The sequence below is a fragment of the Pseudomonas azotoformans genome (assembly GCF_001579805.1).
Taxonomy (GTDB): Bacteria; Pseudomonadota; Gammaproteobacteria; order Pseudomonadales; family Pseudomonadaceae; genus Aquipseudomonas; species Aquipseudomonas azotoformans_A.
In genome coordinates this window covers 3,878,361-3,893,570 of the sequence record NZ_CP014546.1, presented here as the reverse complement: position 1 = coordinate 3,893,570, position 15,210 = coordinate 3,878,361, and the positions used below count along the sequence as shown (strand labels likewise).

The window sequence follows — 15,210 nt, the reverse complement described above, 5'->3', positions numbered from 1 at the left end:
GGGGTTTCAGGTCACCACGTTGATCGGTTTGTTGGCGGCGAATGCCTCGATGTTGGCCAGCAGTACCGCCTTGAGGCGCGCGACACTGCTTTGGCTGGCCCAGGCAACGTGAGGCGTAATCAGCAAATTAGGGTGTTCACAGTGCAGCAACGGGTGGTCAGCCTGCGGCGGCTCCACGTGCAGCACATCCAGTGCAGCGCCGCCCAATTGACCACTGGCGAGAGCGGCCAGGACGGCGTTTTCGTCCACCAATGCACCGCGAGCGGTATTGATCAGCAAGGCGCCGGGTTTCATCCGCGCGATTTCGGCGGTGCCGATCAGGTAACGGGTCTGGGGCGTCAGCGGGCAATGCAGAGTCAGCGCATCAGCCTTGGCCAACACCTCGTCGAACGCCACGTAGCCCGCCCTCACCTGCGGCGCGCCACGGTGTTCGGCAAACAGCACGGTGATGTCCAAAGCCTTGGCCAGGCGCGCGACACGGCTGCCGATATCGCCGCGACCGACGATGCCCAGGGTCGAGCCTTGCAGGTCCTGGATCGGCGCGCCGTGCACGCAAAAATGCGATGACTGTGGCCACAAGTGCGCCGAGGCAGCGCGGTACGCCAGCAAGTGACGGCGCAACGCAAACAGCGAAGCGATCACCGATTCGGCCACGCTGACCGCGCTGTAGGCCGGCACATTGCACACCGTCACGCCCTGATCACGGCAGGCGGCGAGATCCACGCAGTCGTAGCCGGTCGCTGCCACGCAGATCAGCTTCAGGCGCGGCAATTGCTCCAGAGTGACGCGGTCCAGGCGTACCTTGTTGGTGATCGCCACGTCAGCGTCGGCCAGGGCTTCGACTACATGATCGGGACGGGTGTGCTCACGCACGGTCCAGTGGCTGGCTTGGACGGGACGTGTCAACGGAGACGGCAAGCTCGCACCGTCGAGAAACACGATATTCATGCGGGCACCTGCTCGGAAATTTCGATGAGGTTCAGGTCGGGGTCGCGCACATACACCGAGCGAATCGGGCCGGTTGCGCCGGTACGCAGCACCGGACCTTCGATGATCGGCCAGGTTTCAGCCTTCAAATGGGCAATCACTGCTTCCAGGGGAATACTGGCGATAAAGCACAGGTCCAGCGCGCCAGGCACCGGCAGATGGGCCTTGGGCTCGAATTCATGCCCACGCTCATGCACATTGATTTTCTGGTTGCCAAAACGGAACGCGACGCGGCCGTTGCCAAAGGTCTCAAGGCGCATGCCCATGACGCGGGTGTAGAAGTCTTTGCAGGCGGTCAGGTCAATAGTCGTGAGGACCAGATGGTCGAGATGATCAATCATGATGGGCTACCTGTTGGGTCAGGGTGTGGACGTGTTCGGGAATGGGATGCAGGTCCAGGCGCTTGCCGGCCTTGAGGATCTGGCTGGGCGTGGCGTGGCCGATCAGGCCGGGTAAGCGGGCAGATGCGGCCAGTACGCGGTCCAGCTGCAGGCCGGTGTCATAGCCCATCAGATCGAGCATGTGCACCAGGTCTTCCATGCACACGTTGCCGCTGGCGCCGGGTGCATAGGGGCACCCGCCAAGGCCGCCCAGCGAAGCGTCGAAACGGTCGATCCCGGCCTGCAACGCCGCCAGGGTATTGGCCAGGGCCATGCCACGGGTGTTGTGGAAATGCAGGGTCAGTTGCAGCTCGGGAAAGCGCTCGCGCACTTGCCGCGACAAGGCTTCCACCTGTGTGGGATAGGCCATGCCGGTGGTGTCGCACAGCGTGACGCCGCGCACGCCCAACTCGGCAAAACGCCCGACCCATCCCAACACATCGTCCGCCGGCACATCGCCCTGCATCGGGCAGCCAAACACCGTGGACAACGACACATTGACGGCCACCGGCCCATGTCCAATCACCCCCACGACATCCCTCAACTGGGCAAATGATTGATCACGGGTCATGCGCAGGTTGGAGCGGTTATGCGGCTCGCTCACCGACATCACCAGGTTGGCCTCGTCGATGCCACAACCCAGCGCCCGTTCGGCACCGCGCACGTTGGGTACGAGCACCGTGTACTCCACGCCCTTTTGACGACGGATCTCGGCCATCACGGCCTCCGCATCGCGCAACGCGGGAATAGCCTTGGGTGAGGTAAACGAGGTCACTTCGATCTTCGCGTAGCCGCACTGGCTCAGTTCGTCGAGCAAGGCGATTTTCTGTTCGGTGTCGATAAAGATCTTTTCGTTCTGGAAGCCGTCACGGGTCGCGACTTCCTGCAGGTACAGGCGTTTCATGGAGCTACTCCTTGATTCAGATCAGTCCGCGAGCGCGCCAGGCTTCGCGGGTCGGTGCATCGATACCGATGCCGTCGAGTACCGCATCGGTGTGTTGCCCAAGCGTGGGTGCGCGCGAGTGCACGCGGCCGGGGGTGGCCGTCAACTTGGGCACGATGCCGGGCAAGGTGACGGCGGTGCCGTCGTCCAACTGGCTGGCGAGCAGCATGTCGCGGGCCTGGTAATGGGGGTCGGCGGCGATGTCGGCGGCGTCGTAGATCTTGCCGGAGGGGATGTTGGCGTCCTTGAGCGCGACTAGCACCGCATCGAGATTTCTCTCGGCCGTCCAGGCGGAAATCGCCGCATCAATGCGCGCCACATGGCGCACGCGGCCGTCGTTCTGCGCCAGTTCCGGGTCGTCGGCCAGGTCCAGGCGTTCGATCTTTTCCATCAGGCGCCGGTAGATGCTGTCGCCATTACCCGCGATCAAGGCATACTTTCCATCCTTGCAACGGTAGGCATTGGTCGGCGCGATACCTGGCAGGCTGCTGCCGGCCGGTTCGCGCACGCTGCCGAACACCGAATACTCGGGAATCAGGCTTTCCATCATGTTGAAAACCGACTCGTACAAAGCCACATCCACCTGCTGACCAGCACCGCGATTCTGCTCGCGATGGCGCAAGGCAAGCAGCACACCGATCACGCCGTGCAACGCGGAAAGCGAGTCGCCGATCGACACCCCTACCCGCACCGGCGTACGGCCCGGCTCGCCGGAGAGATGGCGCAGGCCGCCCATGGCCTCCCCGATCACTCCAAAGCCTGGCAAGTCGCGATAAGGACCGGTCTGGCCGTAGCCGGAGACCCGCAGCATCACCAGCCCAGGGTTGATCGATGACAGCTCATCCCAGCCAAGGCCCCATTTTTCCAGGGTTCCAGGGCGGAAATTCTCGATTAGGATATCGGCGCCCTTGACCAGCCGCTTGACCACGTCACGGGCTTCGACCTGGCGCAGGTCGAGGGTGACAGACTGTTTGTTACGCGACTGTGCAGCCCACCACACTGACGTCCCGTCGTGCAGCAAGCGCCATTTACGCAGGGGATCGCCGGTGACCGGTGGTTCGATCTTGATCACTTCGGCGCCGAACTCGGCGAGGATCTTGGCGGCGAAAGGCCCGGCAATCAGCTGGCCCATTTCGACCACCTTGATGCCTTCCAGGGGTAGGCTCATGACGTTGTCCGTTCTTGTTGGAGGTGATGGCCGGATAATCCCCTCAAAAACAGGCCGTGAGAATGTCAAAGATTTCCACTACTCTTTCCTGACTGGAAACACGGAGGTGGAAATGATCAACCTGCTGCAACTGGACCTGGCCTCCTTGCGCCTGCTGGTGCTGGCCGCCAAAACAGAAAATCTCACCCAGGCCGCCAACAGCGCCCATATGACCGTTTCCGCCGCAAGCAAACGGCTGGCCGAACTCGAACGCGTCACCCACTGCACCCTGTTCACCCGCGTGCCCCGTGGCCTGCAACTGACCCCGGCCGGACGCGGCCTGGCCGAGCATGCGCGCACCCTGCTCGACGTGGCCCAGCAAATGGCCCATGACGCCAACGACTACGCCAAGGGTGTGCGCGGCCACGTGCGGTTGTTTGCCAATACCTCGGCGGTGATCCAGTTCCTGCCGGCGGACCTGGCGAGTTTCCTGGCCGCCAACCCGCATGTGCGCATCGAGTTGGAAGAAGCCCTCAGCGATCGCACCATTCACGCGGTGGAAAACGGCGAGGCCGAGATCGGCATCTTTGCCGACAACGTGCCCGCTCCCGGCTTGCACATGCAGCCCTATCGACGTGACCGGTTGGTGGTGCTGGTACCGCAAACCCATGCGTTGGCGCAGCGTTCAAGCGTGACGCTGGCCGACACGCTGGACTTCGATTATGTCGCCTTGAACCAAGGCAGCTCGCTGCTGCGCCGTATCAACGATGCCGCTGCCGGCACCGGCAAGCACCTCAAGGTGCGTATCCAGGTGAGCAGTTTTGATGGTATTTGCCGGATGATCGAAGCGGGACTGGGGATCGGCATACTGCCGTTGGGATCGGTGCATCCCGAGTTGCTGGCGTCCAAGCTGCGGGCGATACCGCTTGAGGGAGAATGGGCGTCGAGGACCTTGTATGTCGGCGTGGCGGATGCGACGCGCCTGTCGCCAGAGGCGGCTAACCTGTATCGCTATTTGAGCAATCTGGAGGTTGCACCTGAGTAGAAAGCTTCATTGGCGGTGACTACAGAGTTGAATGGTGAAGCGTTTATCAACAAGGCCTGGTCATTCGCGCACTCAGAGAACCGACAATCTCCTCGACCGCGAAACTCACATCATGGCCGGCACGGATCAACTCCGCAAAGCGAAGCATAACGGAGGCTGCGATATCCATCGCCAGCGCGTTGGTCATCAACTCTCGTATGGGTGCGCCCAGTTCGGCTTCCATACTTGAGTTGCCCTCTCCGGTCAGCATGCGAATGCGGGACATCGCGGCAATACCGCTCGTATGTTCGTCAACGCCAAACATCTCGCCAAGCAACATCCCCAAGGTTCCCACCGGTTGCTGCTCGGGGCGACTCCAAGACTTGAGTTCAAGCGACTCTCGTTCAACCCTCTCCAGATACCGTCGGACCTTGCCGGCCACAGTTGCTGCCGCTTTTTGGCGGGTGTAGTACTCGCGATTGGCCAAACTGGCAGCGTCTCTGACTACTTTCCATGCCACCGACCACAGTTGAGAAACGCTGTAGGTTTCTAACGCGCAGCGTAGCGTGCTTTTTATTTCGTCCCACGCTTGCTCGGTCAGCTCATGATTGTAGAGCTCGCATTGAGTCTGCAGGTAGCACATAACATCGGCAACGGAGTAATCAAGCCATAGATTGAAAATCCCCTCAGCGTCGGTATATGTCCTCTCCGATAGGCGACGGATCACTTCTTCGCCTTCCGCATAGGGAGTGTTTGGCATCAGAAGATATACAACTTGGGCACTCACCTGCCAAACGTCATCACCCTTCCAGTAATACGTACCAGGCTTTGCCTTTGAGGGATCTTCAAGGAACAAACCAGCGTCATTCAACGTTTTCAGAAAGCCGCTGATATACAGAGGCGCCAATCCCCGACAATCGCCGAGCGTAAAACCACCCTGAGTCAGCCTTGGCGAAACCGCCCTGTCCAGCGCCAGCAGCAGTAGCACCTGCGCGTCCGAAACCGAGTCGTAATCGACAACTCTAGAGGCCTGCCCGCGGACATACTCAGCAAGAAAAGTTTCAAGCTTTGCCACCTTGTCTTTTTCAGCCTTCAGCGTGATTGCATCTCGCTCATCCTGACAGCGAGTGCAGAGCCGGGTGGAGCGCAGCGGCATCTTCCTGGCCTCAGATCGGCTTCGAACTTCAATCAATTCGCCACATTGAGGACAGACTTGGTTTTCATCAAACGCCCTACAGCGTTGGCGTATGAAGCCAGCAAGGGTAACGCCCTGGCCCATTTCCAAGACATCGCTCAGCGCACTCACTTTTTCAAGGAATTGCCCTGATTCATCCATCGCCCAGTAACGCTCGATCAACTCGACTTCTTTTGGGTCTTCGGTCAGTAGTTGTAACCTGATTGGCATGCAAGGGTCCTATTGCGCAAGTTGTTAACTCATCTCAGCACTGGCTGAATTCTCACTCGTCACCCATCGGATTCTCACCGCTGCGTAACGTTGTCTGTGATCTTTTTCCCCCGCCGCTCTTCCAACAACGTCCTTGGCAACACAAACCCGTCGAAACTTCGCTGGGTAATCGGGTTGTTGGCCTTCTCTGCACCAATGCGATAACGCATCAGCCCATCGGCAATGGCAAAGGTCAGGTCCACACTGGTGTCGGTGCGGCCATTAAGGTGCCCGCGACTGAGCAGCCGAAACAGTGACCACGGCCCGCGATAGCTCAGGCTGGCGGTGTTGCCCGTGCTGTGTACCAGCGTCAGTTGGCTGCCATTGGTGTTGCCCAGGCTGTTGGGCCACACCAGCCCGGTGCGTTGCGGCGCGCCGTGCTGGTAAGGGATCAATTGGCCGTCGACGCTGAGCATGCTGCTCAGGCGGGTGGCACTGAGGGCCAGGGGTTCGATGGTGAGTTGCACGGCCAGGTGACCGCGATGGTTGAAAAAAGTGTCGCGGATACGCTCGACCTTTTTCAACTGCTCCAGCACGTCGCTACGCACCAGGTAGCCACCGAGGCTGTCGGAGTACAGGGCATCGAGGTTGTCCTTGAGAAACACGTTCAGGTATTGATCGTGAAACTGCTGCAAGCGCCCCTGCGGGCCGAAGAAGGCTTCGAAGTCTTCCAGCGAAGCGTCCTCACCACTGGCCTTGAACGGGTAGCGGCCTGCCAGGCGGTCGCGGTAGAAGCTGTAGATTTCACTGTCCCAGCGTTTTTCCAGCTCACGCAGGGCGGCAATAACCAGTACCTGCGAGGTCTGGTCGGCAAGTTTTTTGACCTGCTGGTTCAGTGGCTCGGGCAGGCCCACCGCGACGCGTTGCAGGTTGGCGATAGGGTCTGCACCACCGAGGGAGAAACGGTTGAGTACGGTTTTCAGCGCCGCTTTGCCGGGATCTGGATTGTCGTGCACGGCTTTGGCGTAGTCGTAGACGGCACTGACCGAACGCAGGGTTTCTTCGTAATAGGACGGCTGCTCGCCTCGCGCGGTGATCAGCTCGGCCAGGCTGGAGAACGCACGCCGGATACCGGCGGCTTGTTGCTGGCCGTCCGAGACCTTGTCCAGCGCGAGCGGTGCCTGTCCTTGGGTCAGGGGCACCGACGGGTAGATCACGCTGTTGTCGCGCAGGGTTTCCAGCAGGCGCCGCAGCGGCGCGGCCGGGCCGGTGACTTGTTCCAGTACCGCCACGCCGTGGCTGAGATCATCGAAGTCGGTGACCGCAAATTGATTCAGTGCGCGGCGCCAGCTGTCGACGTAATCGGCGCTGTACAGGGCGCGGATCCGTTGGGTCAACACCTTGCGGTCTTCGTCGGAGTAGTCCAGGCGTTGGCGTTCGCCGAGCACCCACTGGTCGATCATGGCCAGTTCGATAATGCCCTCGGTGCCAGGCTCGAAGTAGTCCTTGAAGCCTTTGGCGGTGAGCAGTGGCGCCAACAGCAGGCCGCTGCCTCCTTGATCGGTGTTAAGCGGACGGTAGACGATATCGAACGCCGGACCGACCTCGTTGCGCAGGTCGAGAGGACGATGCAACCGTTCCAGGGCATCCTGTTTAAGGCTCATGTAGACCCGCTCGGCCATGGGCAACTGACGCAATTGCTGTTGCACCTGGGCAATGCGCTCCCGGTAGTGCGGCAGATCGGCGTCGGCGTATTTCAGCGCGTAGCCCAGGTGCCCCATCAGATCGGCCTGCAATTGCCCCTGCCCCGGATAGGCGCGCTGCCACTGTTTGGCGACCCACTCTTCGACGATGGCCGGGCGGCGGTTTTGACGCTCTTCGAGCATGCGGTAGACGCGCAAGGCCGCCAATTGCTGATTGCTACCGGCAGGTGCCGTATTGATCGCCTCCAGCACGCCACCCGCAATCGCCGGCAGGAAACGTTTGGACAGCAAATTCAGATAGGCCTCGTCCACTGTCGGGCCAATCGCCCTCCCCTGGTACAGCCCCATATCCGACAGCAACGGCCACGCCTCGCGGTAGTCGCCGTACACCAGCACCGCATCACGAATCTGGTCCAGAGGCACCAGCAGGTTGCGACCGGTGGTGTCGACCCTGGCGTCGATGTCCCGGCCACTGAAATCCTGGCTCTTGGCCAGGACGTTGGCAGCCTTGTCGCGGTTGATATTGAAGTAAAACTGCCAGGTTGCGATGACTACGAAACAACCCAGGGACGCGACGCCGAACCCAGCGATCAGCAGCCGCCGCTTATTGCGCGCTACCTTGATGTTGTCGCCCGCCAAGCCCGCTTCCGGGTAGATCACGCGTTGGAACAGTTGCTGGGCAAAGTAGATCGCCGTGCCACCGGCAGGCTTGACCTCGGGGGGCGGGGGCGGCAGTTGATAGGCTTGCCCTGCTTCTTTGATGAAGGCATTGCTCAGGGTGCCTTGCTGCAAGACCGAGGAAAAATACAGACCACGCACCAGCGCCGGAGTGGTGAAACGATCGCTGCCGAGCATTTCACTCAAGAAGCCGAACAGCGCCGGGCGTAGGCCCGCCATCTGGTGCACCAGCGCCTGTAACCGATCGCGCTCTGTCAACGTGTGCGACTCCCGGGTGCTGTCGAAAACCTGTTCGCTCAGACAGGTGACAAAGGCTTGGTACTGGCGCGTCAACTCCGCCAACCAGGCATCAAAGTCATCCACTGCCTCCAGGCTGAAGGTGAAACCCAGCAGGTCTTCACGCCCACTGCGCGACAACCCGGCGAAGAACTCTTCGAAGCCTTCCAGTAGATCAAACTTGCTCAACGTCACGTACACCGGCAGGCGCGTTCCCAACTGCCGCGTCAGCTCAAACAACCGGGTGCGCAACAGGTTGGCGTGGGCCTTGCGCTGTTCGGGACGTTGCGCCAACAAGGCCTGCACATCGATCACCAATACCACCCCATTCAGCGCCCGACGACTGCGGTTGCGCGCCAGCCAATCGAGCAGGTGCAGCCATAGGCGTGGATGGGTACCAGCGGGCAATACCGGTTTGACCTTGCCCTGCTGCTCGACGTTTTCAGCGGGTGAATCTGGCTGGCTGAGGAACTCACCGGGTGGGTCGATCAATACCGCCTCGTCACCGATCCACCAATCCACCGGATAGGCGAGCTGCTCCTCTTGGTGCGCCCTGACACCGACCTTGGTCACATGGGACAAAGAAAAACTCTGATTTGAGCGCGTGATCAGGCTGGTTTTGCCGGCATTTTCCTCGCCCAGCACCAGATACCACGGCAGTTGATAAAGCGAACGGCGGCGCTCCATGTTGTTCAATAAATTGCCCAAGCTGCGGTCCAGCGCCCGTTCCTGCGCCTCGACATAGGGCAGGCACGGGTCGGCCTGCACCGCAGCCTCATGTTGGCGTTCAAGCTGCAGGCGCTGATAACGATTACGCACCCGCCATGCCCAGATCAGCAACGGCACCACCAAAACCACGACACTGGCCGAGATACGCATCGACAATTCACTCAGCGGCTGACGCTCACGCCAGGTCCACTGCGGGCCCAACCACCAGATGGCGATCAACAAAAACACCACGCCCAGCAGCACCAGTACGGGCACCGCCTGGTTGAGCTGACGCAGTACCGGCAGGCCACAGCGTTTGAGGTAACTCCAGACCGTTTTCATGAATCGCTCCTAGCGTATTTGTTGTGTTCGTTGCCCATGGACAGGATGAATATGCCCCTCGCTCTCGCTAAAACCCCACCCATCGTCATGGCTTGCGCGCCTCAAAGCTGGCGATGAACTCATCCAGGATGCGTTTGCTTTCGGCTGCGTCTTCGGGCGTAGGTCCACGGGGGTTGAACCATGGGTCCGGCTTGGGTGCGACCGCGCCGTAGCGGATGCGCACGGACTTGAGGATCGCGTCCCAGACGGCCATGGCTTCGTAGTCGGTTAGAGACGGGTTGACGGGTTCTTTCGGCGCAGGAAGTTGCCAGAGCGGGCGTTGGTAGCCTTTGCTGGCAAATTGGGGGAGCGTCCAGCGCACCAGGTCTTTGGGTTTGCTCGGATCAATGGCGGAGCGTTTTTTTCCGCCTGCCGACAGGCGAAAACTCATGGCTGGGCGATTCAGTGAGGGGTTGTCGCGATAGTTTTCGCTCACGAAGAGCAGTTGACGGTGAGTGTCGTCACTGAAGCCGATCAGGGACTCTTCGGCTTGCATGTCGGCCAAGGTGATTTCTCCAGCCCGCAAGTTTTCATAGTCGCCAGCTAGAAATATTTGCGCGTCTTTTTTAGTGCGAACATGCAGCCGATCTTCATCATCCCGGGATAAGGCGTTGATATAGACATTTAGCGCCACATCCGAAGCTGGGGGGCGAAAGTAGAAGCTGGCGATTTCCTGATCGTGATGGCTTCTGATGACGATGGGGCCCAAAGCGAAGCCTGCGCCTGCGTTCTGTGGGGCAGTCACCTTGAAGATTTCTTTGGACAGTTTTAAAAGGCGCGCCTCAACTGGGGCGGTTTCACCATCGTACGATTCGGCTCGCAGCATGACGTACGCGTCCCCAACCAGCAGGTGGAATTCATGGACGAAGGTTTGGCGGCGTGATGCTTGCTTGTAGTACTGCAGCGTCACACTTTGCTGTGAGACCCGCACCGCCGAAACCAACATGGGCACATCCGACTGCTTATAGTTTTTGACCGCCGCAATTCGATGCGCCCGCTCGCTCAACGCCGCATCAAACCGCTCCTGCGTCACGCCCTCCCCCAGCACACGCACTTCAACCGACGAATGATCGGCGCCCAAACCGTAATAGAGCTTCACATCACCGCCGCCACTCCAATTGACGGGTAGATCGATCAGGCCTCGTCCCAGCGCCCAGGTACGCATTTGGGTAGTCATTTCGCTCACGTTGTTTTTCTCCTGTTCGCTGGGCTGTTTGAAGACGGCACATCCGGTGAAGAAACCCAGCACCAGACACGCAAAAAAGAGAGTCAGGTGACGCATAAGGGCCTCTTGGCTTTAGCCGCGACTTTGATAAGGGAATAGAGGGTGAAATGCTGTGCCAACGGGTTGGCATAGGAGGCTTCATGATCAAAGCCGGGGGCCTTGATTTGCTGGCGAACCTCGCCGTTGCGTGCATGCTTTATCGGCGCGCTGCCCGAGCTCACGGGAACAGTGCCGTCGCCAGACCCGTCCTGCATTCGGCAATGCAATTCCCAGTAACTGGTTTGCACGGTTTTGACTGGCGCGTCGGGGTCGCCACGCATGGGAGGGATAGGTTGATTTTGCCCTCCGACATACACAGGACTGCGGCCATCATCCCTTACCTCATGCATCTCGAGATTTGAAACCGTGAAGCGATCGGGGTGCGAACCGTGGGGGCCATTTAGGCGAGACCCACGGCTCATTTCCCAAGTGATGGACTCGAAGCTGGGGTGTTTGTCTTCGCTGCCGTAGTAGACGTAGGTTTGAAGGTGGTAGGAGCCAGCAATATCCTGGTGAAACTCTTTTGCGCTCCCGATGTTATCTGCAAACACCTTCCATGTGATCGGATCCCCATCCTTCGGCGCCAACCATTCTTCGCGCAGCAATCCCCACCAACGATCACGGCGTAGATAAATCTCTTCATAAGGGTCTTTTACAGGCTGGCGCGGCATCGCCGATACGCCTTGATTGTCGATCAGTCTCAGCCAGCCCGGGGTGTAATCTTGTGTGGGCAACAATTGCAAGGCACCAGGCGCCTGTGCAAAAACGGCGGTCACTTCCTGGCCGGTTGGGCCAATCACTGCGCCGGCAATGGGGTCTTCGTCGCTCATGCCGACCTTGCAACGGCGATAAGCAACCGGTGCACCCGTGGCAGGCATTACCCCATGTACCACACCGGCAATTTTGGCGGCCATACCGGGCAACTGCGCACAACGGCGCGCCACCAACCCACCCATGGAGTGCGTCACCAGAATGACCTGCTGACAATTGCGACCGTACTGGTGCATCAGTTCGTCAATGCGCTCAGCCAGCCTTATCGCGGCGTACTCGTTGGAATCCAACCAGTTATACCCACACGCATGCACCGGCATTCGATAGCCACCTCGCGCCACCAGCTCGTCCGACAGAATCGACGGCAACTGGCTGGCCAAGTTGGCGCCCAACCCTGGCATGGCGATGGGGGTTTCGGGCTTCAACCGGGTGATGTGCGTCGGCCCAGGCTCGACCGCGACGGTATGCAAATGCTCCGGCTGGATGTCGAATTGAGGCCATCGATGGGGCAGGAATTCGCTATTGAGCGCCTCCTCCAACCAAAGCAGGAAAGCGTGATAGCTGGTCTCACTGACCTCGCCCCAACCGCGCTCTTCATAACGTTTGCTCAGCGCGAGGATGGTCTTTTTCCTGTCCAGCCCAGGCTGCGCCAATACTGTACCGGCAGCACGCTTAGGCACCGCGCCTTGGTTGTCGACTTCCACCCTATCCGGGTGCAACAGCTTTTGCCGGATACCGGCTTTTTTATTGATCCAATTCAAGGCAAGCCACATATTCTTGCCCATGAACCCCGCGTCCAGGCGCCAGACGGGAACGGCCTCCTCACCAGGCTCCCCGCCCTCCTGTTCCTCAGCCTTACTCTTCAAATTCGACCCCATAATCCCCGGCACAAAAATCACCGGCAAAATCCCATCCGGCGGCAATATGCACTGCACCGGGTCGGTGATATGGCCGGGTGTCAGGGTCCAGGTATGCACGGGGTTGCCCCGGGCGTTGTAGGTCATGGGCGCAATACGCGGCGCCGATGGGCTTTCGGTCATGCGGGTTCTCCGTTATCAAGCCATTCCAGTACCAGCCCTTCGAGCGTCATGCCCTGTTGCAAGGTGACGTAGCCTTCCCCGTCGGTTCGGCCCTCGAAACGTGCGCCGTCTTTGCGAATCAAGGCGTAGGCGCGGTCGCGGATGGGGTCACCGTTGGTGAAGCGTGTTTGGAAGCGTTCGTTGAAGGAGGTGGCAGGCCAACTATTGAGCTCGGCTGCGGCATTGCTTGGATCAATGAAGTATTTGTTCGCGGCCTTCACGGTGAAATTACCGGGCATGCCCAGCTCGATATTGCCGCCCTGCATCTTGATGTACGCCCCACCGCACAACAGGGTGATGTGCTTGTCCGCCGCTACCAGCACATGTTGCTGGCTGGCGCTGATTTCCACGCTTTGGTCCGCCTGCACCTGAATGCTGTTGTGCTGGGCCTGCAACAGCAATTGGCCGTTGTGGGCGATATGACGCATGTCACCGCCCTGGGCGAACAGGCCGATTTCGTCGCCCGCATTGATCACCACTTTTTTACCCGCGGTGAGTTGCTGGTTGTGTTGTGCGACGCTGTCAATATGCTCGCCTGCGCCCAGGGCGATACTTCGGGACGTCGCGGCAGCGATGCCGGCTGGCCCACTGAGCGCGATGATGGGGTGCGTGCCATTATCGGTGCCATGGGGTTGATCATTGGCACCATGGCCCAGTGCATTCACTGCCTGAGTCAGCGCCTGTTGCGGTTGTGAGTCCTGGGCAACTCCCTGGGCATTTTCGGCAGAAGCGCCCAACTGCCTGGCCAACGTCAGGGCAGCTTGCAACACATCGATCACCTGCTGGCGCTCCAACTGGCCCGCCCCGGCCTTGAGTTGAGCTTCAGCGGTCAGCAATAAACCTTTCGCTGCGCGCAACGCACCGTGACCATCGGTGCGCAACTCAAACCCCTCGCCCCTGGGTTTGCCGCCACCATGGTGGCGTGGATGGGTGAGGTAACCGAGGTGCAGCGCGCTATGCTCGTGGTCACTCATCAGCGCCGCGCTGATCTGCGCGGTGGTGTCGTCGATACGCAACTCGTTGGCCCGCGTCCCCCCGAACTCGCGGCTTTTGGTGGTTGCCAGCGCCTTCAGCTTGGGCAGTTCGTAGGGCGGCAAATTGGTCTGCCGGTACGCTCGTCCAATGGCAATTGGCTGGTCAGGATCCCCGTCCAGATAGCTGATCACTAGCTCTTGACCCACACGCGGGATGGCCATGGAGCCCCAAGTCGCGCCGGCCCAGCCTTGGGTGACGCGAATCCAGCACGAGCTGTGATCGTTGTTTTTGTCCGAGCGGTCCCACGGGAACTGCACCTTGACCCGGCCCCATTCATCGCAATAAATCTCTTCCCCAGGAGGCCCGACCACGGTGGCGATTTGCGGCCCGTCGATGCACGGTTTGTCCCGCAGCGGCGCCTTCCAATCCGAGGTCCAGCGGATGGCGCTGGCCTTCAACGAGTAAGAGGTACCAAGGCCACTGCCAAACGATTCTTCCTGCAAACTGGTGTGCTGTTTGCCCTCGTGCTTGATGGCGATGGTGCGCCAGCGATCATTGAAGTCCTCACGCGGATGATCGTTGAGGTCGAACGCCAACCCCGGTTGCAGGCGCTCATCGTCGCCTTCCAGGTGTGCCAACTTGGCGTCGTTGCGCAGGGCCGCCAGGCGCGTTTTGGTGAAGGGCTTGCCGGCGATATCGCGTTTGTAGCGACCGGGGTAGTCGTAGCGTTCGTAATCCTTGTGCTGGTTGTTCAGGTCCTGGTCGCCAGTGGCGGTGTGCTGCTGGTTGTAGCGTGGGTGGGTGAAGGTGTAGTCGCGCTGTACCTGCACGGCGGTGCGCACTTGTTCGGTGTAGTGGAAGCGGTTCAGCGCCGGTTTAATGGAGTCGCCGCCGCCCATCGGCTGGTAGATCACCGGGCAATCCGTATGGGTGCCGATGGTACCTAGACCGCCGACGCGGTCGGTAAGAACGAGGGTGTGGCCGTCGGCGCGGTGTTCGAAGGTGTAGAGCAGGCCTTCTTCTGCGGCCAGGCGGGCGATGAAATCGAGGTCGGTTTCGCCGGCCTGCACGCAGTATTCGCGGGGTTGGTGCTCGAAGCAGATTTCGCTGCGGATGTCGGTCAGTTTTTGTTCGGCCAGCACGTTGGTGATGATGTCGGGCACGGTCTGGGCCTGGAAGATGCGCCAGTTGGAGCGCAGGTCGAAACGCTTCAGGGTTGGCTCGACCACTGCGGTGTAGCGGGTGCGGCGAAAGCCGGTGTCGCCCTGCTGGAATAGGCTGACCAGGCCATGAACGTAACGCACCGGAGTTTCTCCACGCCAAATCGTGAACAGCCCCGCTAGATCAAGAACTCGATTGAAGTCGATAGCCGCATTGTGGCTGGCCAGTTCGAGTTCGAGCTTGAAGGGTTCAGACACCCCCTCGCGGAGCGTGAACGAGACCACCTCGAAAGGGTCGCCTTTCAATGGCTCGAATGTGAAGCGCAAGTCACTTTGGCGAGACATCGCGA

General features: G+C 60.1%; 10 protein-coding genes. 1 reads left to right on the top strand and 9 read right to left on the bottom strand.

The window, feature by feature from the left end; translation table 11 throughout:
- Positions 1-6: 6 nt before the first annotated feature.
- From AYR47_RS18225 to AYR47_RS18210, 4 genes are read right to left on the bottom strand one after another with little or no spacing between them, the layout of a single operon-like run.
- The gene (locus AYR47_RS18225; RefSeq protein ID WP_033903070.1) at positions 7-948 is read right to left on the bottom strand and encodes a D-2-hydroxyacid dehydrogenase; all 942 of its coding nucleotides are present in this window, start codon (positions 946-948) and stop codon (positions 7-9) included.
- The gene (locus AYR47_RS18220) at positions 945-1,328 is read right to left on the bottom strand and encodes a VOC family protein (RefSeq protein ID WP_033903069.1); all 384 of its coding nucleotides are present in this window, start codon (positions 1,326-1,328) and stop codon (positions 945-947) included. The genes AYR47_RS18225 and AYR47_RS18220 overlap by 4 nt, the downstream gene beginning before the upstream one ends.
- Positions 1,321-2,271, bottom strand: a complete 951-nt coding sequence (locus tag AYR47_RS18215) for a hydroxymethylglutaryl-CoA lyase (RefSeq protein WP_061436186.1) — start codon at positions 2,269-2,271, stop codon at positions 1,321-1,323. Before AYR47_RS18215 ends, AYR47_RS18220 begins: the two co-directional genes overlap by 8 nt.
- Positions 2,272-2,287: 16 nt before the next feature.
- A complete protein-coding gene (locus AYR47_RS18210; RefSeq protein WP_033903067.1) occupies positions 2,288-3,478 on the bottom strand; it encodes a CaiB/BaiF CoA transferase family protein in 1,191 nt (396 codons plus the stop codon).
- A 112-nt stretch (positions 3,479-3,590) separates the two neighbouring features.
- On the opposite strand from AYR47_RS18210, the gene AYR47_RS18205 reads away from it, so the two are divergent.
- On the top strand, positions 3,591-4,502 hold the full coding sequence (locus AYR47_RS18205) for a LysR family transcriptional regulator (RefSeq protein WP_033903066.1): 912 nt from the start codon (positions 3,591-3,593) through the stop codon (positions 4,500-4,502).
- Positions 4,503-4,548: 46 nt separating this feature from the next.
- Here AYR47_RS18205 and AYR47_RS18200 read toward each other — a convergent pair whose 3' ends face one another.
- The 5 genes from AYR47_RS18200 to AYR47_RS18180 all read right to left on the bottom strand — a co-directional run bounded on the left by AYR47_RS18200 (position 4,549) and on the right by AYR47_RS18180 (position 15,205).
- The gene (locus AYR47_RS18200; protein WP_033903065.1) at positions 4,549-5,886 is read right to left on the bottom strand and encodes a hypothetical protein; all 1,338 of its coding nucleotides are present in this window, start codon (positions 5,884-5,886) and stop codon (positions 4,549-4,551) included.
- A gap of 74 nt (positions 5,887-5,960) precedes the next feature.
- The gene (tssM, locus tag AYR47_RS18195; RefSeq protein WP_061436185.1) at positions 5,961-9,572 is read right to left on the bottom strand and encodes a type VI secretion system membrane subunit TssM; all 3,612 of its coding nucleotides are present in this window, start codon (positions 9,570-9,572) and stop codon (positions 5,961-5,963) included.
- An 85-nt stretch (positions 9,573-9,657) separates the two neighbouring features.
- Entirely contained in the window at positions 9,658-10,893 is a 1,236-nt protein-coding gene (locus AYR47_RS18190; RefSeq protein ID WP_061436183.1) for a T6SS immunity protein Tli4 family protein, read from the bottom strand.
- Positions 10,881-12,686 carry an esterase/lipase family protein gene (locus AYR47_RS18185; RefSeq protein WP_061436181.1) on the bottom strand — a complete coding sequence of 602 codons (1,806 nt, stop codon included), beginning with the start codon at positions 12,684-12,686 and terminating at the stop codon, positions 10,881-10,883. Before AYR47_RS18185 ends, AYR47_RS18190 begins: the two co-directional genes overlap by 13 nt.
- On the bottom strand, positions 12,683-15,205 hold the full coding sequence (locus AYR47_RS18180; protein ID WP_061436179.1) for a type VI secretion system Vgr family protein: 2,523 nt from the start codon (positions 15,203-15,205) through the stop codon (positions 12,683-12,685). The genes AYR47_RS18185 and AYR47_RS18180 overlap by 4 nt, the downstream gene beginning before the upstream one ends.
- Between the last annotated feature and the right edge of the window lie 5 nt (positions 15,206-15,210).